General features: G+C 66.5%; 19 protein-coding genes and 3 pseudogenes. 15 read left to right on the plus strand and 7 right to left on the minus strand.

Features of this window, described 5'->3' with window-relative positions; all coding sequences use genetic code 11:
• Positions 1-129: 129 nt before the first annotated feature.
• Positions 130-873 carry a hypothetical protein gene (locus ACFWYW_RS30510; protein ID WP_379618990.1) on the plus strand — a complete coding sequence of 248 codons (744 nt, stop codon included), beginning with the start codon at positions 130-132 and terminating at the stop codon, positions 871-873.
• Between the two features lie 360 nt (positions 874-1,233).
• Here ACFWYW_RS30510 and ACFWYW_RS30515 read toward each other — a convergent pair whose 3' ends face one another.
• The gene (locus ACFWYW_RS30515; protein ID WP_379618988.1) at positions 1,234-2,220 is read right to left on the minus strand and encodes an NAD(P)-dependent alcohol dehydrogenase; all 987 of its coding nucleotides are present in this window, start codon (positions 2,218-2,220) and stop codon (positions 1,234-1,236) included.
• A 135-nt stretch (positions 2,221-2,355) separates the two neighbouring features.
• Here ACFWYW_RS30515 and ACFWYW_RS30520 point away from each other — a divergent pair, with 135 nt between their 5' ends.
• Positions 2,356-2,961 (plus strand): DUF2306 domain-containing protein, encoded by a 606-nt coding sequence (locus ACFWYW_RS30520; RefSeq protein WP_379618986.1) that lies wholly within the window; start codon positions 2,356-2,358, stop codon positions 2,959-2,961.
• On the opposite strand, the gene ACFWYW_RS30525 is transcribed toward ACFWYW_RS30520, so the two are convergent.
• Both ACFWYW_RS30525 and ACFWYW_RS30530 read right to left on the minus strand, forming a co-directional pair.
• Positions 2,958-3,608, minus strand: a complete 651-nt coding sequence (locus ACFWYW_RS30525; RefSeq protein ID WP_184969691.1) for a response regulator transcription factor — start codon at positions 3,606-3,608, stop codon at positions 2,958-2,960. The two genes, ACFWYW_RS30520 and ACFWYW_RS30525, sit on opposite strands and share 4 nt — an antisense overlap.
• Positions 3,605-4,741 (minus strand): sensor histidine kinase, encoded by a 1,137-nt coding sequence (locus tag ACFWYW_RS30530; protein WP_379618983.1) that lies wholly within the window; start codon positions 4,739-4,741, stop codon positions 3,605-3,607. The genes ACFWYW_RS30525 and ACFWYW_RS30530 overlap by 4 nt, the downstream gene beginning before the upstream one ends.
• 329 nt (positions 4,742-5,070) lie before the next feature.
• Here ACFWYW_RS30530 and ACFWYW_RS30535 point away from each other — a divergent pair, with 329 nt between their 5' ends.
• Positions 5,071-6,048, plus strand: a complete 978-nt coding sequence (locus tag ACFWYW_RS30535; RefSeq protein WP_379618981.1) for an SDR family NAD(P)-dependent oxidoreductase — start codon at positions 5,071-5,073, stop codon at positions 6,046-6,048.
• Positions 6,049-6,263: 215 nt separating this feature from the next.
• Positions 6,264-6,683 carry a tautomerase family protein gene (locus ACFWYW_RS30540; RefSeq protein WP_379618979.1) on the plus strand — a complete coding sequence of 140 codons (420 nt, stop codon included), beginning with the start codon at positions 6,264-6,266 and terminating at the stop codon, positions 6,681-6,683.
• Here ACFWYW_RS30540 and ACFWYW_RS30545 read toward each other — a convergent pair.
• On the minus strand, positions 6,574-7,575 hold the full coding sequence (locus tag ACFWYW_RS30545; protein ID WP_379618977.1) for a hypothetical protein: 1,002 nt from the start codon (positions 7,573-7,575) through the stop codon (positions 6,574-6,576). The two genes, ACFWYW_RS30540 and ACFWYW_RS30545, sit on opposite strands and share 110 nt — an antisense overlap.
• 70 nt (positions 7,576-7,645) lie before the next feature.
• Positions 7,646-8,578, minus strand: a complete 933-nt coding sequence (locus ACFWYW_RS30550; protein ID WP_379618975.1) for a teichoic acid biosynthesis protein C — start codon at positions 8,576-8,578, stop codon at positions 7,646-7,648.
• A gap of 659 nt (positions 8,579-9,237) precedes the next feature.
• On the opposite strand from ACFWYW_RS30550, the gene ACFWYW_RS30555 reads away from it, so the two are divergent.
• Positions 9,238-9,681 (plus strand): peptidase inhibitor family I36 protein, encoded by a 444-nt coding sequence (locus ACFWYW_RS30555; protein WP_379618974.1) that lies wholly within the window; start codon positions 9,238-9,240, stop codon positions 9,679-9,681.
• A 49-nt stretch (positions 9,682-9,730) separates the two neighbouring features.
• The gene (locus tag ACFWYW_RS30560) at positions 9,731-10,594 is read left to right on the plus strand and encodes a hypothetical protein (RefSeq protein WP_379618972.1); all 864 of its coding nucleotides are present in this window, start codon (positions 9,731-9,733) and stop codon (positions 10,592-10,594) included.
• A gap of 61 nt (positions 10,595-10,655) precedes the next feature.
• On the opposite strand, the gene ACFWYW_RS30565 is transcribed toward ACFWYW_RS30560, so the two are convergent.
• Positions 10,656-11,030, minus strand: a complete 375-nt coding sequence (locus ACFWYW_RS30565; RefSeq protein ID WP_379618970.1) for a LuxR C-terminal-related transcriptional regulator — start codon at positions 11,028-11,030, stop codon at positions 10,656-10,658.
• 159 nt (positions 11,031-11,189) lie between these two features.
• Between ACFWYW_RS30565 and ACFWYW_RS30570 the strand changes: the two genes are divergently transcribed.
• Entirely contained in the window at positions 11,190-11,696 is a 507-nt protein-coding gene (locus ACFWYW_RS30570; protein WP_379618968.1) for a hypothetical protein, read from the plus strand.
• 226 nt (positions 11,697-11,922) lie between these two features.
• On the opposite strand, the gene ACFWYW_RS30575 is transcribed toward ACFWYW_RS30570, so the two are convergent.
• Positions 11,923-13,239 (minus strand): hypothetical protein, encoded by a 1,317-nt coding sequence (locus ACFWYW_RS30575; RefSeq protein WP_379618966.1) that lies wholly within the window; start codon positions 13,237-13,239, stop codon positions 11,923-11,925.
• 309 nt (positions 13,240-13,548) lie between these two features.
• Here ACFWYW_RS30575 and ACFWYW_RS30580 point away from each other — a divergent pair, with 309 nt between their 5' ends.
• From ACFWYW_RS30580 to ACFWYW_RS30615, 8 genes and pseudogenes are all read left to right on the plus strand, one after another.
• The gene (locus ACFWYW_RS30580) at positions 13,549-14,253 is read left to right on the plus strand and encodes a TetR family transcriptional regulator (RefSeq protein WP_379618964.1); all 705 of its coding nucleotides are present in this window, start codon (positions 13,549-13,551) and stop codon (positions 14,251-14,253) included.
• 220 nt (positions 14,254-14,473) lie between these two features.
• On the plus strand, positions 14,474-14,710 hold the full coding sequence (locus tag ACFWYW_RS30585; RefSeq protein WP_379618962.1) for a hypothetical protein: 237 nt from the start codon (positions 14,474-14,476) through the stop codon (positions 14,708-14,710).
• A 93-nt stretch (positions 14,711-14,803) separates the two neighbouring features.
• A pseudogene (locus tag ACFWYW_RS30590) lies at positions 14,804-15,337 on the plus strand (transposase); the annotation flags it as partial.
• 49 nt (positions 15,338-15,386) lie between these two features.
• Positions 15,387-15,692: pseudogene (locus tag ACFWYW_RS30595) on the plus strand (ISAzo13 family transposase); the annotation flags it as partial.
• Positions 15,693-15,735: 43 nt separating this feature from the next.
• A complete protein-coding gene (locus ACFWYW_RS30600; RefSeq protein WP_379618960.1) occupies positions 15,736-15,864 on the plus strand; it encodes a hypothetical protein in 129 nt (42 codons plus the stop codon).
• Between the two features lie 53 nt (positions 15,865-15,917).
• Positions 15,918-16,394 (plus strand): transposase, encoded by a 477-nt coding sequence (locus tag ACFWYW_RS30605; RefSeq protein ID WP_379618958.1) that lies wholly within the window; start codon positions 15,918-15,920, stop codon positions 16,392-16,394.
• Between the two features lie 16 nt (positions 16,395-16,410).
• Positions 16,411-16,644 (plus strand): annotated as a pseudogene (locus ACFWYW_RS30610) (transposase); the annotation flags it as partial.
• A gap of 523 nt (positions 16,645-17,167) precedes the next feature.
• On the plus strand, positions 17,168-23,755 hold the full coding sequence (locus ACFWYW_RS30615) for an RHS repeat-associated core domain-containing protein (protein ID WP_379618956.1): 6,588 nt from the start codon (positions 17,168-17,170) through the stop codon (positions 23,753-23,755).
• Positions 23,756-24,055: the final 300 nt, after the last annotated feature.

A 24,055-nucleotide genomic window follows, 5' to 3' on the forward strand; every position in this document is an offset into this window, starting at 1 on the left:
CTGCCGCCATCGGCTACAGCACCAGCGAGCATGAGCCGATAGCGAGGCGGTCCGGTTCGGCATCAGGAAAGCTGAGGGTCTGCTCCTGGGACCTACAACCAGCACCACACGGACGAGGGGAGAACGTCCATGAAGCAGTATCTCGTCCCGGTCCTGACCCTTGCCGCAGCCCTGTCTCTGACCGCCTGCAGTGCCGCGCCGACACGGGCCACGGAATCAGGACCTCCAGCCGCGGAGCGCATCGGAACTCTCAACGTCTCGCTACTGCGGGTGTCAGACTCCGACTTTCCCGTATACGACACCCCCGAAGCACTCGCGGCAGACAGACCGATCGTCCTCGCCGGCGTGATCGACGGATGGCAACAGGGGCCCGCCACAGAAACCTATCCAGGCGGCCCACTCGACCACCGAGTCATCGTCCGTATTCAGATCACGCAACCACTCAAAGGCGTCAAGAGCACCAGCTCCCTTACGTCTGGCATCGCCTACATCGCGCTGGACCAGGGCGCCGTCATTCGGGATGATTCCCTGCCCGTCGGCCAATGGAAGCCGGACAAGAGCATCGCCGACTTCGAGAAGGCCATGCCCTCCGGCACCAAAATCCTCGCCTACCCCCGGGAGATGCCCAACGAGGCACTGAGCGGCCCCGTCAAACTACCCGGCGACAAGCTTCCCCGAGGCGCCCGCCTGATGACGGTCCCGCCACAAGGACTTGTTCTCGAAGACCCGGGTCTGGCGACACAACGAGCCAGCGGTCAAACGTCACTCGTCGGAGGACGCGAACCCCTCGGAGCCGGAGGCGGCGGTTGGCTGGAGCCGAAGACCATGAATGAGTTGATCACCCGTCTACGCCAACACGGCATCACCGAGTAGCGACACAGCCAGTCAGCTCCGGGGCTTGCTCCAAACACGCGCGAAACCCCAGACGCATCCCAGCAGTTCCGCACGCTCACGTGAGAACAGATCGTTCAGGGAACAGGTGCCCGCCACCTCTTCCGCCCGCATGCCGGGTGCGTGCCGAAGAGCACTACGCGAGCACCGACTCGGCAATTTGTCTCTCAGAAGAAGGTCGAAAATCGTGCGGGAGGCGATCCCGCTCGGCGTCTGAACGCACCCGGCCGCGACCTACTACGGCACGTTCTGCCGGCGTTCGTCGCGGGCCGTCGGATCTGCTGATCAGCGGTCAGGTGCGGACCTACGAAGCGGCGCTCACACCGCAGCCGGTCAAGGAGGTTACGAACCCTCGAACGTGACGACGACCTTGCCTGCTGAGCGGCCCTGTTCCTGGTATCGGATCGCGTCCGGGATCTGCTCGAACGGGTAGCCGCGATCGATCACCGGAGTGATCTGGCCGGATTCGAGCAGGGTGGTCAGCGTGGTCAGGTTGCGGTGGTTGTCGGTGCAGCGGACCACGTCGGCCACCGCGACCCGCTGGGAGACGAACGGCCCGGCGAGCATCGTGGTGAGCATCCGGCCGGCAGGGCTGAGCCAGCGGCCGCCCGGGCCCCCGACCAGCACGTGCGCGCCCTTGGGGGTCAGGGCGCGGCGGCAGGCGGCGGTGGAGGGACCGCCGGCGATGTCCAGCAGGAGGTCGTAGCGCTGGCGGCGCTGGGTGAAGTCCTCACGGGTACGGTCGATGACCTCCTCGGCGCCGAGTGCGGCGACCATGGCGAGGTTGCGGGGACCGCAGACGGCCGTGACGTTCGCGCCGAGCGCCCTGGCGATCTGGACGGCGAAGGTTCCGACGCCGCCGGAGGCTCCGTTGACGAGGACGTTCTGGCCGGGGTAGCAGTCGCGCAGGGCGATCAGGGCGGTGTTGGCCGCCATGGGGACCGCGGCGGCCTGGGAGAAGGAGAGGTTGCGGGGTTTGGGGACCAGTTCGCCGGCGGGCACGCAGGTGTACTCGCCGAAGCCGCCCTGCTTGGGCATGGCGTAGACCTCGTCGCCCGGCTGGAAGGCGGTGACGCCCTCGCCGACCGACTCGACCGTGCCGGCGACGTCGGCGCCGAGGATGGAGATCTTCGGGCGGCGCAGGCCGGGGCCGCCGCCCATCAGTCGGGCGATGTACGGCTGGCCGCGCATCAGGTGCCAGTCGTAGGGCTGGACCGAGGTGGCGTGCACCTTGACCAGGACTTCGCCGGCAGCGGGTTCGGGCTTCTGGATCCGGGTGAGACGCAACTCGTCGGCTGAGCCGTACGAGCGCAGGAGGAATGCTCTCATCACACTCGTCAGCGTAAGAACGGCGCCCGCGCCGCTCATCAGCCGAAAGTACGCCTGATTGGCGGCCGATGGGACGTCTCCAAGGGAGCCTCAGGCGCGATGTCCGGCGCGGCTCGGCTCGCCACGATCGATGGCATGAGGAGTCGTACCATCCCGGCCGCGCTGCTGGCGCTCAGTGCCGTTCCGATCGTCGCGGGCGCGATCCGCATGACCGAGCTGTCCGTGGGAGCGGCGATCACGCCGGACAACGCGCGCTTCTTCGCCGCACCGCTTCCGGTGAGCCTGCACATAGCGGGCGCGACCGTCTATACCGTCGTCGGCGCCTTCCAGTTCGCGCCCGCTCTGCGGCGCAGCCGTCCCGGCTGGCATCGCGCCGCTGGGCGGGTGCTGGTGCCCGCGGGGCTGGTCGCGGCGCTCGCCGGGGTGTGGATGACGCTGTTCAGCCCGCTGCCCGAGACCGACGGCACGCTACTGGGCGTCTTTCGCGTGATCTTCGGTACGGCCATGGCCGCCTCGCTGGCCCTCGGCCTGCTCGCGATCCGGCGCCGTGACATCGCCGCCCACCGGGCCTGGATGATGCGCGCCTACGCGATCGCCCTGGGCGCGGGCACGCAGGCGTTCACGCTGCTGCCGTGGTTTCTGATCGCCGGCACGCCTGGACAACTTCCCAAGGCGTTGCTGATGGCCACGGGCTGGCTGATCAATCTGGCGGTCGCCGAGTGGATCATCCACAGGTCCTAGACGCGGTTCGTCTCGTAGGCCCACATGGCGATCTCGACGCGGTTGCGGGCGCCGAGCTTGGCCATGAGGCTGGCGATGTGCGACTTGACCGTGCTGAGCGAAATGTGCAGCTCGTCGGCGATCTCGCCGTTGGTACGTCCGCGCGCCACGGTCAGCAAGATCTGCTCCTCCCGCTCGGTCAGCGTCTCGATCGGCCGTACGGGAGGAGAGGCGGGCCCGGTGCGGGAGAAGACGCCGAGCAGCCGCGCGGTGACGCTGGGCGCGATGAGCGCGTCGCCGCTGGCGGCGGCGTGGACGGCCTGCGAGAGCAGGGCCGCGCCCGCGTTCTTGAGCAGGAAGCCCTTGGCCCCGGCGCGCAGCGCGGCGTAGACGTACTCGTCGAGGTCGAAGGTGGTGATGACGACCACGGCCAGCGGGTCGGCGACGTCGGGCCCGGCCAGGGAGCGGGTGGCCTGGATGCCGTCCAGGCCGGGCATGCGGATGTCGAACAGGCAGACGTCGGGACGCAGCCGGCGGGCCAGCTCGACCGCCCGCCTGCCGTCGCCCGCCTGGCCGATGACCTCGATGCCGGGCTGGGCGTCGAGGATCATGGTGAGGCCGGTGAGGACGATCTCCTGGTCGTCGGCGACGAGCACCCGCACGCTCACGACCGCCTCCCCGCCCGGGGCAGGACGGCGGTGACCGTCCACCCGTGCTCGGGTCCGGGGCCGGCCTGGCAGGTGCCGCCGAGCAGCTCGGCACGTTCGATCATGCCGATGATGCCGTAGCCGGAGCCGGGCCTGGGGGCGGCCGGGGGTGTGCCGTCGTCGGTCACGCTCAGCCGTACACACTCCTCCTCCGCGCTGACGCTCACCTCGATCAGGCCGACGTGGCGCGCGTGCCGCCTGGCGTTGGTGACCGCCTCCTGCGCCAGCCGGTAGAGCGCCGCCCCGACCGGCGTCGGCAGTTCGCCGAGGTCGCCGGGAAGATTCACCTTCACAGCCGGTACGGCGGAGCCCCGCGTGGCCAGCTCCGCGAGATCGGCGACCCCGCGTCCGGGCGCCAGTTCGGGCGGCTGGTTCTGGCGCAGCACGCGAACCATGCTGTTCATCTCGGCCAGCGCCCGAGCCGCCTCCTCCTCGATCACCTTCAGCGCGTCGGTCGCCGCGTCGGGCCGCGACGCGGAGGTGGCCAGCCCGGCCTGCGCGCGGATCGCCATGGCCGAGACGTGATGGGCCACGGTGTCGTGCAGGTCGCGGGCGAGCTGGGCGCGTTCGAGCAGCTTGACCTGGTCCAGCTCACGCGAGCGGGCTCTGGCCCGGTAGCGCAGGGCGATGCCGAGCGTGGTGGCCGCCGACATCACGGCGAACGAGCCGACCACATCGGAAGGCTCCATGCGGCCGAAGGCAGTCGAAAGCCCGATCGCCGTGATCATGGCGGCCAGTCCGATCGCGATCTCGCGCCCCGATCCCCAGCGGGCCAGCGCGTACACGAGGATCAGCAGGTAGGCCAGGGAGTAGGCCTCCGAGGGAACGCCACCGGTCAGCAGCGGCGCGAGTGCGGTGGCGGCGAAGACGATCAGGAGCATGCGCAGCGGATGCGTCCGTCGCCACAGCAGCGTGGGCAGCAGGACGAGGGTGAGCGCCACGGCGACGACCCGGTGGGGCAGGTCGGGGCGGAGGAAGCCTTCGAGCAGCGCGACCGGCACGAGCACGCCCACGAGCACCCAGTCACGCGGCACTCGCGCGGGCGGATCGGGGGGACGCGGTTCATTCCACAGGGAACGAATAACGGCGTGCACGGCCTTATGGTACGACTTGCCCGCTCAGCCGAGATCCCCGTACCTCTCATGACTCGTCGCGTGGTGCTTGATCTGCTTGTGCCGGCTCGTCTGCCGCATCTGACCTTGACCCGGGTGCCTGCCAAGGTAATGGTCTTGTGGCGCTCCGACCGACAGGGGAGGGAATCCGCGTGCCGCATGATGATCGGCCGCGTCCCTTCGTTCGGCGTACCTGATCGTCACGAACACAGGCGGCCGGGCGACGACGAGGCGCGTGTTGTGAGGTGGACCAGGCGTTGATTGCCGCCCCGGTACGTGTGAGGGTGGTCAGCGACGGAGGGGGTCGAGCGATGAGATCGTTCACGGGCAAGATGGCCGTCGTCACCGGAGGCGGCGCCGGGATGGGACGCGAACTGGTCGTTCAGCTGGCCGCCGAAGGCTGTTCGGTCGCCGCGTGCGACGTGGACGAGGCCGGGCTGGCCGTCACCGCCGAGCGAGCCGCCAAGGCCGCACCCGGCGGCGTCGATGTGCGGGTCACCACCCACCACTGCGACGTGTCGGACGAGGCTCAGGTGGCGAGGTTGCGCGACGAGGTGGTCGAGCGGCATCGGACCGGCCACATCAACCTGCTGTTCAACAACGCCGGCATCGGCGGCGGCAACAGCTTCGTCACCAGCCCGCGAGCCGAGTGGGAGCGTACGTTCGGCGTGTGCTGGGGCGGGGTGTACAACTGCACGCGTGCGTTCATGCCGCTCCTGATCGCCAGTGATGAGGGGTGCCTGGTCAACACCAGCAGCGTCAACGGGTTCTGGGCGGCCGGCCCCGGTCTGCCGATGAGCGCGTACAGTGCCGCCAAGTTCGCCGTGAAGGGCTTCTCCGAGGCGATGCTGACGGACCTGCGGATCAACGCGCCGCACGTGCGGGTCGCGCTGGTGATGCCGGGGCACGTCGGCACGGAGATCGTGATCAACTCCCGCCGGATCCACGGCCACTCCGAGCCTGACGACATGACCGCCGAGGAACTCGCGGACGCCCGCGTGCTCGCCGCCGCCGTCTCGGGCGTTCCCGCCGACCGGTTGAGTGCTGAGGAGGTTCGGGCTGCGGTCAAGAGCATGGGTGAGTGGTTTCGCGACACCGCGCCGCTGTCGGCCGCCGACGCCGCGACCGTCATCCTTGATGGCGTACGCGCCGGCACGTGGCGCATCCTGGTCGGAGACGACGCCCACGCGCTCGACGCGGCGATGCGTGCCGACCCGCTGGACCTGTACCGGCCCGACAGCCCGACCCTGACGGCCGCGTTCCCCGACATGTACCGTCACGAGGAGTGACTCGGATCCGGCACGCTGAGGGGCCCGATACCGACTGACGACCGGCTCGGCTCGGCATGCGGGTCAGCGAGGCGACCGAGAAATCTGTTCATGGACCTCAGCCACCGCGTCATGCCAGGCCCGCACATGGTTTGAGCTGGCGTTTCTTCGGGTTGGTCATACCTGACACTGAAGGCGTCACGACTATCGGCGAAGTAGCCACCGAGAGGATCCCCATGCCGTTCGTCCGGATCACGTTGAGTACGGACCGTCCTGAACCGATGCGCGCAGCCGTTGCCGAAGGCGTGCGCAGCGCGCTCGTCAGCGCCATCGGCGTTCCCCCGGACGATCGGTTCCAGATCGTCGACGCGCAACCGGCCACCGCCTTCCACGTAGACCGCCACTTCCTCGACGGTGATCGGCGCGATCCAGTGGTGGTGGAGATCACGCTCACCCGCGGGCGGACCCAGGACATGAAACTCGCGCTCTACCAGGCGATCGTGGCCAACCTGTCCGAAGTCGGCGTGCGACCGGACGATGTGCTGATCATGCTGCAGGAGTCCGGGCGGGAGGACTGGTCCTTGGGCGGCGGGAAGATGCAGCTGCTCGACGAGGACCTGATCCGCAAGTACGGCTGGTCACCACCGGAGGCGTGATCCCGACTTTGTGGGACGCGGAGTACAAGGCCAGCCCCCGCCGGCCGGGCGGCATGCGGAACGAGAGCTCGACCTGCCTGCCGTTCTGCCGGGCCCCGACCGGCTCGGCCTTGAGGTGATTCAGCCCCATCGCGTGCGTCAGTCTGCCTCCGCGCCGCCTGCCGTTCGGCACGAGACGCGCGATGGACCTGATGCGAGCGCCGACACTGACACCGCGGCCGTGCGCGTCCAGGCGCGCCAAGGTGTGCGGGGGGACGAACGAGCCGTCCTCGTCGCCGAGCTCCGTCGTGACGCGTACCGCCCGGCCGATCCAGTCCGCGGGCACGTCCTTGATGTCGTGAACCGGGTCTCCCGTCGTATAGGCGCTCGGCGAGTACGCGGGTATCTCGAGTAATTCGGGGCCCGTTTTGAGCAGATCTCCCCAGGCGACGCGCGGTAGATACAGGAACGCCTCGCTCGGGTCGTCGCTCGCCGGGCCGCTCTCGCCGGGCCGGATCGGCGGGCAGTCGTCGAGATCGTAGAGGTCTTCGTAGGCATAGCTTTCCCAGGTGTCGCCCACGCGCACATGCTCAAGCCACGCCGGGTGGCTGACCTCGATGTGCAGTATCGCGGTAGGGAATTCCCCCTCGGTCTCGTCGCTCACGCGGACCGAAGTGATGAAACCGCGGGCGAAGCGCCGCTGCCATTCCTCGTCCATGGTGTCCTCGAACGACACTTCCTGGGAGAAAGGACTTTCGCGCTCGGAAAAGCAACTGGCTGCCTCCTCAAGGAGCATGATCGCGAAGTTCTCGTACTCTATGGCCGCCGGCTGATCATCCACCGAGACGAGACGCAGCGAAACAGTGGTGCCTTGGCACGCCATCACCGTGACGTCGGAGACTTTGGAGCCCATGCCCGCTCATGCTAAATGGTCTGGGTGGCAGGGTTGGACAGGTGAGCAGGCGATGTCTCGCCTCCCGTTCTCAGACGAGTTTGCTCTTGTACACGATGCTGACCAGGCGTGCCCCTGGCCTGCCGGCGGCCAGGCCGTAGCACAAACGCGGTTGGCCGCCCGCGATCTGGATGGCCATGCCCTCGGGCTCGCGGTGGTCGAGAGACTTGGCCGCTGCGGTGAAACGCCGCTCGACCTTCTGGCCGGTGAGCAGGCTCACGCTGGTGAGGTGCGTGTTGCCGGGTGCCGGGTTGGCGGGACCGTAGGCGTCACCGTCCAGGAGGTAGATGTGGTCCTGGAACAGGGTGTAACCCTGGAAGGTGCCCAGTCCCGGCGGCTGCTCGGCCTGACTCAGTGCGACAGGGCGGCCGGCTTTGAGCGTGTCCAGGTTGTAGACGGTGAAGCGGACGGCGCCGCTGAGTCGGTAGCGCATGACCAGCCGGTTGGTGGACGGGTCGATGGCGCAGGTGGTGCTGGTCGCCCCGGGGACGGGCGCGTACTTCGTGACGTTCGGTGATCTCGTGGTCAGGGTTCGTCCGCTGACGAACGGGAACCGGGCGATCTTGCGGCCCCAGGCGTTCTGGCCGTCGCTGGCGCCGTCGGTCTCGGTCCACAGGTAGGCCGCCGAACCGACCGGCTCGACGGCGATCTGCACGCCGTGTCCGAAGCCCATCAGGTACATGTGGCCGAGGAGCGCGCCGTTCAGGCTGAGCTTGCTGATGCACAGGTCTCCAGCCCTGGCCGAACCCGTGCCATTCCTCACCTGGGCTGTGTAGATGTGGCCGTTGCGGTTGTCGAAGGCCAGCGACTGCAGGACCGTCTGGTCTTTGAGCGGCTTGCGCCAGATGAGCCCCTCAGGCGGACCGGTCAGATCGAACCGTCGGCCGGCAGCCTGCGCCTGTGATGTGCCGGTTAACCCGGCCAGGGCACTCGCACCGGCCGCCAGCAGAACTCGCCGACTCATCGACGGTTTTCCTGCGAAGGGGAGGACCACTTCATTGCCTCGCTGATCTAGATAGGCGACATCGCAGCGAAGCTAGGGCGCACCTCACCGCAAGGCCAGGCGAAATGCCCGATCTGGCAATTAGTTGCCCTTTTCACGCAGAAGGTGGACCGAGCTGTATTGTCGTGGCGGCAGGGCCGTGTGGCCTCGTCGCCGTTGCCCTCAAAGAAATGCACCGCCGCGAGGTGGCGGCGAGAAAAGTCCGGGGTTCGCCGACGCGTCGGGTCATGATTTCGTTGCTCTCCGCGGAGAGCGCGTCCGCGCTGACGGCTTTCGACGCAGCAATGGGGTACGGCGGGCCGGATGTGTCAACTGACCGGCGAGCGGGGCAGCGAGGCATTTCGCCGGCCATATTGCCGTCGACGAGACCCATTCTCAACCGACAGAAGGCACTTCAAATTGAATGTCCAGTATGGCATCAACATGCCATCCTTCCAACCAAGCACGGTCTCGCCTTGACCAAAAGTAAAAACACAATATAGCTTCATGAATGCCTCTCCAGGGTCGTCCGATATTCCAATGAACTCTAGTGCGATCTATTCATGCAGAAACTCGAATAGCCCACACCGTAAATCGGCGACCCGATGACCTCTTCCGTGCAATGAAGGGAATTTGTGCACATGAAAAGCAAGCTCACTCTCATCGTTGGTACTCTGTCGCTCAGCGTCGTCGGCTTCGCCGGGTTCGGCTCTCCGGCTCAAGCGGCCGGCGGCTTCGCCGATCGACCTGCTGGCGATATCGCCATCGAAGTCGTCGACAGCACGTCCGCCGCGGTTGACAGAGCCACGTGCACAGATCGTTTCTGTCTGTTCGAGCACGACGACTTCACCGGAAGTCCGTACATCAAGATTTCGCTGCCCGCACCCGGCAGGTGCGCTGGGAACCTCCCGAGCGCCTACAACAACTGGGCGAGCTCCATGAAGAATGAGTACGACCGGAGCGTGTGGCTCTACGACCGCGCGAACTGTGCCGGGACGCCCGGCTACACCGCACGAGCCAACAGCCAGGACAAGGACCTGAGCAACAACGGCTTCGACAACAAGGCAACCTCGCTGGCCAGCTGAGTCTGGGTTCGGTCGCAGACGACCACGCTCACACACGCGAAGGCAGGAGATGAAGACACCGGCCCGGCGATGGAGCACGACCCTGGCGCTCATCGCCGGAGCGGTCTGCGCGTGCTCGACGGCACCAGCGAGCACGCAGGCGCGACATCCGCGGGAGGTTGTCGCTCCCGAAGCCGGCGCGCAGGCGCAGCGGCTCAGGCTTCCCTTCGATGCCTACAACTTCAGCCCGGCCGAGGTCATGACCCTGGACGTCGCTGAGGATCTCCTCGTCCGCGACTGTATGCACGCTCTCGGCCGGTCCTGGCAGGCTTTGCCGGGACCGGCCGAGAAGGAGAGCGCCCCACCGCACCGACGTCGCTACGGTGTCATCGAGCCACGGATAGCGGACGTCTTCGGCTACCACGCGCCCCCCGACCGGCCTGCCGTGATCGCACGTAAGACAAACGACCTGGCACGGACCACGGAGAGTCCCCCGAACGTGCGCGAGGCCGCCAAACGATGCCTTGGCCAAGCACGCACCCGGATGAGCGCCGGAGCGCCCCAAGCCGACGCCGCCTTTTTCAACAGGACTATTTTCGCGACCTTCGACGCCTCCCAGCGCGACGTGAAGGTGACCCAGGCGTTCCGGACCTGGAGCACGTGCATGGCAGGCGAGGGCTTCCACTACCCGGACCCTCTCGCGGCGGTCACCGACAAGCGCTGGTCAACGGCAAACCCCTCCGCGCGGGAGATCCGGGCAGCTCAGACAGATGTGAGGTGCAAGGAGAGAACCGGTCTCGTGTCCATCTGGGCAGAAGCCGAAACCCGCATCCAGAACGCCGCCATACGCGCCCACCCGAAGGAGTTCCAGGCGTTGAGGGCTGTCAAGATGCGGCAGTTGGAGACCGCTCGCCAGATCATCGCTCGTACCTGAGCGCAACGGTCCGGGTAGAAGGAGCTCGCTCGCGGGTGGGCGGCAACATCCACCTGATGGGTCAGACCCAGCCGTGCTGTTTGGCGATCACGGCGGCCTGCACACGGTTGGCCGCTTGGAGCTTGGTGAGCAAGGCCGCTACGTGCCGACGGTAGGTACGCACGCCGATCCCCAGCTCGCGGGCGGCGACTTCGTCCTTGACCATGGTCGTCATCAGGCGCAGGATCTGCAGCTGCTGCGGAGAAAGGACAGGCGGGCCCGCCGTGTTGAGATCGCCGGCTTGCCCCCAGGCCCACTCGAAGAGGTCTACCAGCGTGGCCACCACCCCCGCCTGGCGGATGATGAGCGCTCCGACCCCGTCGGTGTTCGGCACCGTCGGTACGAACGCCACCGAGCGATCCAAGATGACCATCTGCTGGATCGTCTCGTCGGTCACACGGTGCCGGTCCCCAGCCTCATGCAGTCGCCGGCAGTAGTCGGCCGCCGCAGGATTGTCGAGAACTCTTCGCGGCACGATGGTCCGCCAGCTCACCCCCGTCCTCAATCGGTCGAGTAGGTATGGGAGTCGTTCGCGCGGGACATTCCGCCGTCCGGGATGAACGGCCAGCACCTCATGCGCATCGCGCGAAAAGGTCCAGAGCAGTTCGTTGACCCGGCCTACATCGTCAATTCGTTCGAAGGGGCGTGCGGAATCTATCTGTCTGCGCTGGATCTCGTTGTCCTTTCTCTCTGGGGCATGGCCACGGCGCCTCTTGACATTCAACAAGCCACGGCAGTTTCGAGCGTGGCCACGCGCAGGGAAATGCACCCCTTAACAGGATTGGACGACGATGCCGCCAAAGTGACCCTCGCACGCCCAGTAGCGCACACCGTCGATCAGAACAAGACCGTCGGCCATGACCTGTTCACATTCAGTCTCGTCATCGGCGTGGATCGCCCGGAAGCCGAGGCTAAGAAGACCGCGACTAAAATCCGCATCGCCCATGCTGATCGGGCGTCCAGCCAGGTCAGTCGCCCGGCTGATACAGGCTTCACACAACGCCCTCGGGTAACGAGGCGACTGCTGCACAGGGTTGCCATCATGAGGGCACTTGTTCCTTGACTTCCGGTGTGCTCGTTGGCGGCCCACCGCGACTCCAATCCGGAGGCTCGCAGAAAATATGATCAAGGATCTACAGGACCGCTGGCCCAGGGTTCAGGAAACACGCCCCGTACCTCAGTACCCGCGCCACTGGAATCGGCCGTTCTCGCCTACTTCGGCGACCGTGATGCCGGGCCGGCCGACGCCGCCATTGTCATTTCCGCCCCCTTCCGGCAGGGCGGGCCGGTTACTGGCTCAGGCCGAGTTCGGAAAGTCGGATGCCGGTGTTTTCGCCGTTCCTGTTTACCCAGTACGTCATCTGCGGGACCTCCGCACCCAGTGCCCGCATGGCTCCGGCCACGAGGCGGGCGGCTTCGTCGAAGTCCGGGGAGGAGATCGGGAAGTCGCGGTGGTAGTTGGAGCGTTCGGGTGCCGTGTTCGCCGGGCTCGGCGGTGTCCAGCCCAGCTCGGTCATCGCTTGCATCACGTCCGGTTGGTGCCCGGCTGGGCATTCGAGGCTGAGCACGAGGGCGGACAGTTTGATGAAGCAGGTGGGTATTTCCGTGGGCTCCCGTTCCCCGTTCGTCTCCTCGATGAGCAGGGTCAGTGGATAGTGGTCTCCGAGAAGCCGGGTGTCGTGGACGAGGGTGGCGAGGGTCTCGGCAAGGCGTTCGCTCAGGTTCTTCCAGGTGGCGCGTGCCTGCCGGCTTCGGCGGAGTAGGCCGTCGATCGCGTCGGTGTTGACGAGCCGGTACCAGGAGGGGGAGGGCGTGACGAGACCACGGTATTCGCCGTGTTCATACTCTTCCGTCACCAGAAGCTGGAAGTAGACCCAGCCGGTGCCGTCTGCCGGGTATGAGGCGAACGAGAGCATCGGTGTCGTGTCCGGGCGGCGCCAGCGCAGCCAAGGGCCGGGCCCTCCTAGCCAGGGTGCCGGCCCGAGGATCTCCTCGGCGATGTGTCGTGCCTGGCGAAACACCTCTGTGGCCTCGGCGTGGCTCAGGTCGACGGCCAGCGGGATGCTGAGCGCACAGTCGAGCCCCGCGTCAGGGTAGGCGGAGCCTTGGCCTGTCGGTAGCCCTGTCGAGAACAGGATTCGTGATCCTGCGCCTTCGGCACGCCGCTGCCACCCTTGTTCGGTGAGCACGCGATCGATGTCGGCAGGTTGCCATTCCCCCACGTCGATCGCTGACATCTGGTGAATCACGTGATGTAACTGGTCATCGGTCAGCCGAGAGGTGGTGAACATCGTGCGTGTTGTTTCCTTTCTTCCAGAAACCGGCTTCGGCCTCGACACCTCAGACGAGTGATCGAACCCGATTTCGTGGTGCATGCGGATCGGACCTGCGTTCACCATGCCCGAGGTCAGTCGCTCGGTTGGTCGGCGGGCTGGCGGGTGTCGCGTCTGGACTTGAGCAGGCTGGCCACCGTGGTGACGGCGAGGACGGTGACGATGACGGCCGGCGATATCCAGTCGTTGACCTTCAGGAACCCAGGTGACGTGTTCGCCGCCGTTGATGAACGGCAGCTCGTTCTCGTGCAACGCGTGCAGCACGAGTTGCACGCCGATGACGGCCAGGCCGTAGGTGATTCTCCACGAGGCCGCCGAGGAGGAAGTACAGCTGTCTGAGGCCCATCAGGGCGAACGCGTTGGGGCCGTCGCGCTTGACAGTGGCGAGCACGCCGAACTGCTGCTCCCCCAGGAGTTGTTCCAGTTCCCACGTGGTCAGGATGCGCGGGGCCGGACCCGATTGCTCACTCATGTGTTCCTTTTCGATCCAACTGTGGCCCGCATGCGGATCATCTCCAGGGCACTAGACTTACTGCTGGTTAGCAATATAGCGAACAAACTGACCGAGGGTAGGTGAGGTTCATGACATCTCAGCGGATCCTGGACGCCGCCAGCGATCTGTTCGCCGCCCGCGGCTACCGCGCCACCTCCATGCAGGCCATCGCCGACCGGGTCGGCATCACCAAGGCCGCCCTCTACTACCACTTCGACTCCAAGGACGAGATCCTTCGCCACGTCACGCTGCCGCTGCTGGACGAGCTGGAGCAGGTGCTGGCCGAGGCCGAGTCGGGGGGCGGCGGCACGGACGAGGTGCGGTGGCGGGCGATCGAGGGCTACGTCGACGTCCACCTGCGGCACCGCAGCACGCTCACCATGCTGGTCAAGGACATGACACTGCTGGTGCAGGCTCCGGTGGCCGAGCGCTTTCGCGCCGCGATCGCCCTGGCCAACGAGCTGGTGGCCGGTCCCGGGAGCGACCTGGCACAGCGGGTGCGCGCCTCCCAGGTGGTCGCCGGGCTGGCCGACCCCGTGGTGCTCTTCCGCGACGAACCCGCCGAGCGGCTGCGCGGCCTCATCCTCGACGGAGCTCGGGCACTCCTCGCCGAACCGGGCCCGCCCAGGCGGCGCGGCCGCGCCCGGGGACGGAACGGCGGGCGCCCCGCCGCGCTGACCCAGGAGCAGCTGGAGCAGGCGCGTTCCCTGTACGCCGACGGTCGCGCCGTCGAGGAGATAGCGGCCCGCTTCGGCGTCTCCCGCGCCACCGTCTATCGCCGTCTCGAAATCTAACTATTTTGAGAATTAGTTTTTGAGAAGAGTCCCGCGCAGGCGGACTTCACAGGGCGACACGGGCCGCGTGGCGCAGAATCCTGCAATTGCACAGCTCCGGCACGTCCACCGCGACCGAGTGTGCGCCTGCCGAAAATCCCGTCCGGCCAGGTCATGGCCTTGCGAAGCCCCGGGGTGTGTAGGCGCTCCTCACTCGTCTGTGGAGGAGCACCGGTGCGGCATGATGATCGTTCGTGCTCTTCGTCTGCCCTATCTGACCGTCACGAACGCCTTCGCAACGCTACGGCTATTGCCAATGAGTGATCGTGACAAGGACGTCGAGATTCTTGCGCTGCGTCATCAGGTCACGGTCTTGGAACGGCAGCTCAACGCGGATGGGCGGAGCCAGGTTCACCCCCCACCTACGGCCCTCAGGCAGCTCACCGCGATCATCCTGAAGCCTGAGGCCCCCGCCTGAGGCATCTTCTTGTGGACGGTACCGGCTGAGACGCGAGCGTGTGGGGTGGGGGCGCCAATGCGAAGCACCCGAAGGGCCGCGAAGCGCTCGGCGCTGCGGTCCGGTTCCTACTATCCGGACTGGCTGCTGGAGCGCCGGCGGCGGGCCGAGCAGGCGCTGGTCAGTGTGGTGGCCACCTCGTATCTGCTGGGGGTCTCGACGCGCCGGGTGGACAAGCTGGTCGAGCAGCTCGGCGTCAAGCACATCTCCAAGAGTCAGGTCTCTCAGATGGCCAAGACTTTGGATGAGCAGGTCGAAGCCTTCCGCACCCGGGCGCTGGACGCCGGGCCGTACACCTTCGTCTGGCTGGATGCGCTGACGCAGGAGGTGCGCGAGGGTGGTCGCACCGTCAACGTGCATGCTCTGGTGGCCACCGCCGTCAACGCCAACGGGCAGCGGGAGATCATCGGCCTGGAGGTTACCTCGGCCGAGGACGGCGCGGGCTGGCTGGCGTTCCTGCGCGGCCTGGTGGCCCGGGGCTTGTCCGGAGTGCAGCTGGTGATCTCCGACGCGCACCGCGGGCTCGTCGAGGCGATTGGCGCGAGTTTGCCGGGCGCGGCCTGGCAACGCTGCCGCACCCATTGGAGTTGTAAGGAAATAACACGGTGCTTATCGGTTTCCGGTTTGATGCGGTGATATGGCCGTGCCTGCCGAGGTTCGTGAGCAGCTGAGGTTGAGGTTCGAGGTGTTGCTGCCGCATCTGAACGAGCGGCAGCGTCGGCTGTTGCTGGCGGCTGAGGCCAGGCTGCTCGGGCATGGCGGGGTTCGGGCAGTCGCCGGGATCGCTGGGGTCAGCGAGTCGACCGTCCGCAAAGGCGTGTTCGAGTTGGAAGACGGTCAGGATCCGCTGCCTGGCGGGAAAGCTCGGCGGGTGGGTGGGGGCCGTAAGAGCGCTGAGCAGCTGGATCCGTTGTTACTGCCGGCGTTGTTGGCGCTGGTCGACTGCTCTTCCGAAGAGCGCTGATGGTCCGGTCGAGATGCTGAGAATGTTCAAAGTCGCCAAGGATTCCGCCATCAAGGCGCGCACTCAGTCGATCAACCAGCTCAAAGCATTGCTGGTCTCTGCTGATCCCGCCTTGCGTGATCGTCTCGCAGGACTGTCTGTCCCACGGTGATTACCGCGTGCGCTGCACTGGATCTCGCAGCGGCCACCGATCTCACGCACGCCATGCTCTACACGCTCAAGCTCCTGGCCGAGCGGATCCAGTACCTGACCAGAGAGATCAACGAGCTGTCCAAGCGCATCACGACAGCTGTTGAGGCCGCAGCCCCTGTTCTCCTCCAGCAGCCCGGCATTGGCCCTCACAGTGCTGCTGTTCTCCTCATCGCTGCAGGTGACAACCCAGACAGGCTCGCCAGCGAAGCATCCTTCGCTGCTCTTTGCGGAGTGAGTCCGCTGGAATCGTCATCCGGAAATTCCAGCCGGCGACGGCTAAACCGTGGCGGTGACTGCCAAGCCAACGCGGCCCTCTACCGGATCACGCTCAGCCGCCTTCGCTGGGACCCACGCACTCAGGACTACCTGCGCAAACGCACCGGCGGCGGAAAGACCCGCCGCGAGGTCATCCGCTGCCTGAAGCGCTACATCGCGCACGAAGTCCACCATCTCATCACCAACTCACGCGCGCCCAGGTCCGAGACTTGACATCCATAGGGGCATCAACCCGCAGGAGCGGCTGAACAAGGAGATCCGCCGCCGCACCGACGTGGTCGGCATCTTCCCCAACCGCGCATCAATCATCCGCCTGGTCGGCGCGGTCCTGGCCGAGCAGACCGACGAATGGACCGAAGCCCGCCGCTACATGGGCCTGGACGTGCTGGCCAAGGCCCGCATGCGGGTGATCACGAGCGACACACCCGCTCCCAACCAGCTCCCGCAGACACTTACCGCTTAACCTGCAGAAACAGGATCACGCGAAGATCGATTCATACACCACAACCGTGGACGTCACCCCGTCCGCCTACGAGACTCCACCAGGTGCGGCTTGATGATCGGTCGTGCTGCTTCGCGTGGTCTGCCTCACCCTTACACTCGCTTTCACCCCGTTGCGGTTGCTGATCCGATGGCCCGCTCGGGCGTTCCTTACCTCGGTGTTCCGGCAGGTGCAATCCCTGCCTCGGGTAGCTGTTCCTTGCGGGCGCGCCGCCTTTGTATAGCTCTATTTAGCATGTGATGCAAATCACACTGCTCTCCCAGGGAGCCTCTCGCTACGACGGTAAATCGTTGATTGACCAGCGATCATGAGAATTGTCATCTCCTGACATTTGACTCTGTGTATGGGGAAAGCCGCGTTCTCGGTCGTTGACGGGTTCGGGATTGTCGCGGACATTCCGATTGATCGTTCTTATGTCAGCTTTATGACGCGTCGGCCCTATTGCTGTGGGGGTTTGCGTCAGCGTGCCTTGGCGGAGGTTCGGATGCGGGTTCGGCATGCCCAGATGTGGCTCGCGCTGCTGATCGTCGGTCTGGTCGGGATGCTGGTGGTCTCGGGCATCGGTGTGCCGGAGGTGCTGGTTCAGCGGGCCGCGGCGGCGGGGCTGGATCCGGAGAAGTCCGTGGATGCGCGGGCGGTGCCGGTGAAGCAGGCGGTCAAGGGGGCTGAGGGTTCGGCGCGGTGGGTGAAGCCGAAGGATCCGGTGTGGCCGAAGCCGGGACGCGCGCAGGTGAGCCTGCTGGCGGTGGGGAAGCTGGCCGCGGTCGGCGAGTTGCCGGTCCGGGTGGGGCCGGCCGGGCGTGGCGGGCCGGACAAGATCACGGTGGAGACGCTGAGCGCGGAGATGGTGCGGGCGCTGGGCGGCGTGGGGGTCGCGGCGACGCTGGTGCGGGCCGATGGCGGTTCCGTGCCGGGCAAGGTGCGGGCGGAGTTCTCCTATGCGGGCTTCCGGGACGCTTATGGCGGGAACTTTGCCGGCCGTCTGCAGGTGGTGAGGTTGCCGGCGTGTGCGGTGCAGGTTCCTCGTCCGCGCTGGTGTGTGATGCGGCCGGCGGTGGTGTCCTCGGTCAACGACGTCACAACGGGGACGTTGGTGGCGGAGGTCGAGGCGGCGCCAAGTGGTGTGGCTGCGGCGGCGGTCAAGCCGCCGAAGGCCGGAAGCAAGGACAAGACCGGTGCCGCGCGGAGCGCGGATGCGGTGCTGGCGGCGCAGTTGGCGGCGGGGTCGGTGTACGTGCTCGTGCCGGGGATGACCGGGCCGGACGGGACGTGGGGTGCGACCGATCTGAAGCCGTCCGGGACGTGGCAGGCGGGCACATCGGGGGGCGGGTTCGATTATGACGTGCCGTTGCCGGAGCCGCCGTCGGTGGCCGGGGACGGGCCGGATCTGTCGTTGCAGTATGACGCCTCGTCGGTGGATGGGCAGGGCAGGTGGACCAACAACCAGTCCGGCGTGGTGGGGGTGGGCTGGGATCTGAGCGCGGGGTTCATCGAGCGGCGCTACCGGCGCTGCATCGTGGACAACTTCTATGACCCGAACACCGCGGCGCTGATCTGGACCGCCGAGGAGCGGGGTATCGGCGGGAAGGCGTTGTGCTGGGAGTCGCCGGACGAGACCGACAACGAGCCGGGCACCACGGACAGGTCGCAGTCGGAGCTGGTGCTGTCGGCTGGGGGCCGGTCGGCTCAGATCGTCAAGGACCGCACCTCCGGGTTGTGGCGGACGGTGCCGGACCTGGGCTGGCGGATCGAGCAGGTGGCCGGGGGTGCGGACGGCCAGCCGTACTGGAAGATCACCACGCAGGACGGGCAGGTGTGGCGGTTCGGCTCCACCCGCGACGCGCAGTGGCAGGTGCCCTACGTGGGCAACGAGTCCGGCGAGCCGTGCTACGACCGCTATCTGAATGACATGATCCCGCCGACGTGTACCGGGGTGTGGCGGTGGAACCTGGATCAGGAGGTCGATCGCAACGAGAACGTGATCGACTACTCCTATCTGCGGGAGACGAACTATTTCTGTCTGCCGTCGTGTACGCATGAGACGTACAAGGTGCTGCCGTATGACCGCGGCGGGTTCCTGGACACGGTGGCGTGGGGGCACAACACGCAGGTCGCGGGCAGTACGCCGACGGCCCGCACGAGTTTGGTCACCGCGGCGCGCGGTGGGGACGACGTGCCCACGGATCTGCTGTGCGCGCAGGCGGTCGGCTGTACGAACGGCGCGCTCGCGTTCTACTCCACCCGCAAGCTGACCTCGGTGGCGACGGAGTCGGTCAACCCGACGTCCGGGGTGTGGGATCCGGTGGATCGGCTGGATTTCACCCACACGTGGATGTATCAGCGCACCGATTCGGGGCCTGCGTATGACTCGGTGATGTGGCTGGACACCGTGCAGCAGACCGGGCTGGCAGCCGACCCGCAGGTGACGTTGCCGCCGCTGGACTTCGACGCGGTGATGCTGGCCGGGAAGATGGATTACGTCTCCAACTCCGACTGGCCCAGTCAGGTGTCGTGGCGGATGGTGCCACGCGTCGCCGGCATCGCCAACGGGATGGGCGGCCGGGTCGAGGTCACCTACGCGCAAAACGACCCGTGTGGCGGCGGCAAGGGCCGCGACGGCTCCAGCTACCTGACCGACAAGATCGGTGATTGCTACCAGGTGGACATGGGCAGCGATCCCGGCTCCGGCTATGAGGCGTGGACCCGCTTGTTCAAGCAACTCGCCACCAAGGTCGTCGAGCGGGACATGGTCGGCGGCTCGCCGGACGTGGTCAACGCCTACGAGTTCGTGGGCAGCCCGAACTGGACCGACCCGGTGCAGTTCGCCCAGCCCGACCAGGCGCCGCCCGCGACGGATTGGCGCGGCTACGGCCAGGTCCGCACCCTGCAAGGATCCGGGGACGACCCGTCCGGCTACACCGTCACCTCGCGCACGTTCTTACGCGGCACCGGCGGCCAGGTCACCACGTTCGACGGCGCCACGATCACCGACGCGCCGCTGCTGCAGGGCGAGGTACTGCAGGAACAGTCGTGGACGATGACCGCGCTCAACCCGCGCGCCTACACGGAAGTCGACGCGACCCGGTACGAGTACGCCTTCCAGAACGCCGGCAACGGGCCCGGCACCAAGGATCCCGCCCAGGTGTTACGCACCCGTGAACGCTCCCGGGACAAAATCTCCACCGGCGCCTGGCGCTACAGCGACCTGCGCACCGCCTTCAACGCCGACGGCCAGCCGGTCAAGGTCAACGACTACGGCCAAGACGGCCTCACCACCGACAACACCTGCACCACCACCAGCTACGCCCGCAACACCGACCCCGGCCAATACCTGGTCAGCCTCCCATCCGTCGTCGAGGAACGCGCGGGCGACGACTGCACGACCGGCGCCCTGTTCGGCAAACAGATCACCCTGTACGACGCGGGCAGCGACCCGGCCACGAACAAGCCCAGTGACGGCAACCCGACCGAGGTCCGCACCCACTCCAGCGCGTCCGCGCTCTCGACGGTCAAGGCCACTTTCGATGCGTACGGCCGGCCGCTGACCTCGACCGACGCCCTGAACAAGACCACGACCACCGCCTACACGCCGGCGGTGGGCTGGCCCAAGGACGGCATCACCACCACCGATCCGCTCGGCTACCAGAGCGTCGCCAAGCTGTCGCACCGGCTGGGTGAGCCGGTCTCGGTCACCGACCCCAACAACAAGATCACCGAGGTCGGGTACGACGCGCTGGGCCGTACCACCGCCTTGTGGAAACCAGGCCAGCCCAGCAACGGCCCCGCCAGCGCCACCGCCGCCTACGACATCCCCTGGAACGGGTTCGGCCAGCCCACCGGCCCGGCCAAGACCACCGTCCGGGAGTTGCTGACCGGCAGCACCTACACCTCGACCGTCAGCTACGACGACGGGTTCGGCCGCACCCGCGAAACCCAGACCGCCTCCCCCCAGGGCGGGCGGATCGTGATCGCCTCCGTCTACGACGCGCGGGGGCTGGAAGCCGCGGTCTCCGAGCCCGCCCACAACACCGGCGCCCCCGGTAGTGGCCTGGTCAACCCGGCGCTCACCACGCTGCCGCAGTGGACCAAGACCGTCTATGACGACCAGGAACGCGAAGTCGCCTCGATCGCCTACAACCTGGCCACCGAACTGCGCCGCACCACCACCAGTTATCCCGGGGCGGAGCGCACCGAGGTCACCCCGCCCTTCGGCGGCAAGACCGCCACCGTGTCCGACATCGACGGCCAGCCCGTCATGGTCGAAGAGTGGGCCGACACGACGACTCACCACGACACCGGCTACGGCTACGACCTGGCCGGCAACCTGACCAAGATGACGGACGCCAAGGGCAACGTCCGAACCTTCACCTTCGACTGGCAGGACCGGCGCACCGCCGCCACCGACCCCGACGCCGGCACCTCCAGCTACGGCTACGACCCGGCCGGGCGGATGCTTTCGAGCATCAACGGCAAGGGCCAGAAGATCTCCTACACCTACGACGACCTGGGCCGCCGCCGCACCCAATGGTCAGGCGAACCTGTCACGGGCACCAAGCTCGCCGAATGGACCTACGACACCGTCGCCAAGGGACAGCCCGCCACCTCCACCCGCATCACCGGCGGCCAGCCCTACACCCAGGCCATCACCGCCTACGACCACGACTACCAGGTCACCGGCTCCAAGGTCTCCATCCCGGTCAGCGAGGGCGCTCTCGGCCGCGACTACACCGTCACCTCGCTCTACGACGCCGCCGGGAACCTGCGCGAACAGACGCTGCCCGCCGCCGGCGGGCTGCCGGAGGAGAAGCTGACCTACGGCTACACCGATCTCGGCTTCGCCAAAGACCTCACCTCACCCGCCGGAACCTACGTCCACGCCACCGCCTTCACCCTCACCGGCAAACTCGCCTCGCGCAGCCACGGCGCCGGCGGCAAACTCAAGCGCACCCTCGAACGCGACCCGATCACCGACTGGCTCTCCCGCGTCCACACCCAGACCAAAGCCGACACCACCAGCCCCGACACCATCCAGGACGACCGCTACGGCTACAACATCGCCGGCAACATCACCCGCATCCTGGACGCCGCCACCAACCCCACGCCGCAGGCCGAATGCTTCACCTACGACGGCCTGCGCCGCCTGAAGACCGCCTACACCACCACCGCCGCCACCTGCACCGGCACCGGCGACGCCCTCGGCCCCGACCCCTACAGCCAGGCCTACACCTACGACCCGGTCGGCAACATCACCACCCTCACCGACGCCGGGCAAACCGCCACCTACACCTACCCCGCCTCCGGCCCCACCGCCGTCCGCCCCAACGCCGTCACCTCCATCACCCGCCCCGGCGGCACCGACACCTACGCCTACGACAACGCCGGCCAACTCGCCGCCCGCACCGTCGCCGGCAAACAAGCCACCTTCGACTGGAACGAACTCGGCCAACTCGCCCAAGCCACCGTCGACGGCCAGAGCACCGGCATGATCTACGACGCCGCCGGCGAACGCCTCCTGCGCCGCGACCCCGACGGCAGCACCACCCTCTACCTCGGCTCCATGGAACTCCGCCTCGCCGCAGGCCAGGTGAACGGCAAGCGCTACTACACCACCTCCGACGGCTCCAAGATCGCCATGCGCGAGCCCGGTGGCCTGACCTGGCTGCTGACCGGCCAGCACGGCAGCACCCAACTCGCCGTCAACGACACCACCAACGCCGTCAGCCGCGAACGCTACCAACCCTTCGGCAAACGCCGCGGCACCGACGACCTGCCCTTCACCGACCTCGGCTTCCTCGGCAAAACCGAAGACGCCGCCACCGACCTCGTCTACCTCGGCGCCCGCTACTACGACCCCACCATCGCCAAATTCATCTCCACCGACCCCGAACTCGACCTCCGCACCCCCGAATGGGCCAACCCCTACTCCTACGCCGCCAACAACCCCATCGACCAATCCGACCCCGACGGCAGACGCGTCGACACCGGAACCCGAGAATCCGACAAGACCTTCTCCAAGACCCACAAGCCCAGCGGCCAGAAAAAGAAGAAATATGAAATCGCGCTGGAGAAGAAGCATAAGAAAGCCGTAAAGAAGCAAGATAAGAAGACCAAGAAGGAGCGTGACGCCTGGATCAAGCGCGAGCAAGACCGGTCCAAATACTTCAATCGTGATGCACACATCAGGAAAGAAGACACAGAGGCGTGGCGGCACACGCTCGACACAATCAAAGGCGACGACAGGTTCGGCTCCGTCTCCGTAGGCTACAAATTCGGGAAGATCCGTTTGCGGGGCAAGTCGAAGCCTTGCAGTTTCATCCCAGGCACCCAGGTCCTCATGGCCGACGGCACAGCGAAACCGATCGAGCAAGTGAAGGCGGGCGACAAGGTCCTGGCCACAGACCCGAAAACCGGACAGACCACACCCCGAGCCGTGACGGCGCCACTATCCAGCCAGGGAGCGAAGAACCTCGTCCAGATCATCGTGAATACGGTCGACGAGAATGGGGCCAGCTCCACCGCGATCACGACTACAGAAAACCATCCGTTCTGGATACCGACACTGCGTGAATGGGTGCACGCGGGCGACCTGCAGAGCGGAACATGGCTCCGCACCTCCGTCGGCACTTACGTCCAGGTTCAAGCGATCAAGAAGTGGACGGCCACACAGCGCGTCCACAACCTGACAGTCGCCGGCGTCCATACGTACTATGTACTGGCGGGCGAGACTCCGGTCCTCGTCCACAACGCTGGGCCTGGGCGCGACTGTGGGGATCTCGGCCCAGACTGGAAGCCTGCGGATCCCGATAAGATCTGCGACAGTAGCGGCTGTGAGGATGTCGCCAAGAACATCCAAAGAAAGATCGGCGGGACTAGGCACAGGATTACCGACTCAGATGGAGCACCCTTTCTGGGCAAGTATCGAGGCCGTGACACAGGGTGGGGTCACCATGACGTGGTAGTCAAGAACGGCAGGGTCTATGATGCATGGACCGGCCGTCATGGAGAACCCGTAGACGAATACCGAGGTCGGTGGCAATACGGCGATGTCCTGAAATTCGACCCGCTGGACTAAGCGAGCATGCGTGAATTACAGAGAACTGTTTGTCGATATCCACAAACGCCCAAACAGCTACGGATTGGATGGGTCTTATCAACAAGCCGTAGCCTTCATAAACGGATGCGACGCGGGGAATGAATGGGGCTTGCTGATCGGATTTCCCGAGTGGCTCGCAACAAGACTTGCCTGCGAGGCGGGCCCCGCATGGCCGGTTCTCGTATCAAACGCCGCTCGACTATCATCTACTAACAGTGAGCAACATAGAGAAACCGACGATCCATCCAATTCCCACATGGTATCAACCCTGTTCACGCT

The sequence above is a fragment of the Nonomuraea sp. NPDC059023 genome, assembly GCF_042740095.1.
In the GTDB taxonomy this organism is placed as follows: Bacteria; Actinomycetota; Actinomycetes; order Streptosporangiales; family Streptosporangiaceae; genus Nonomuraea.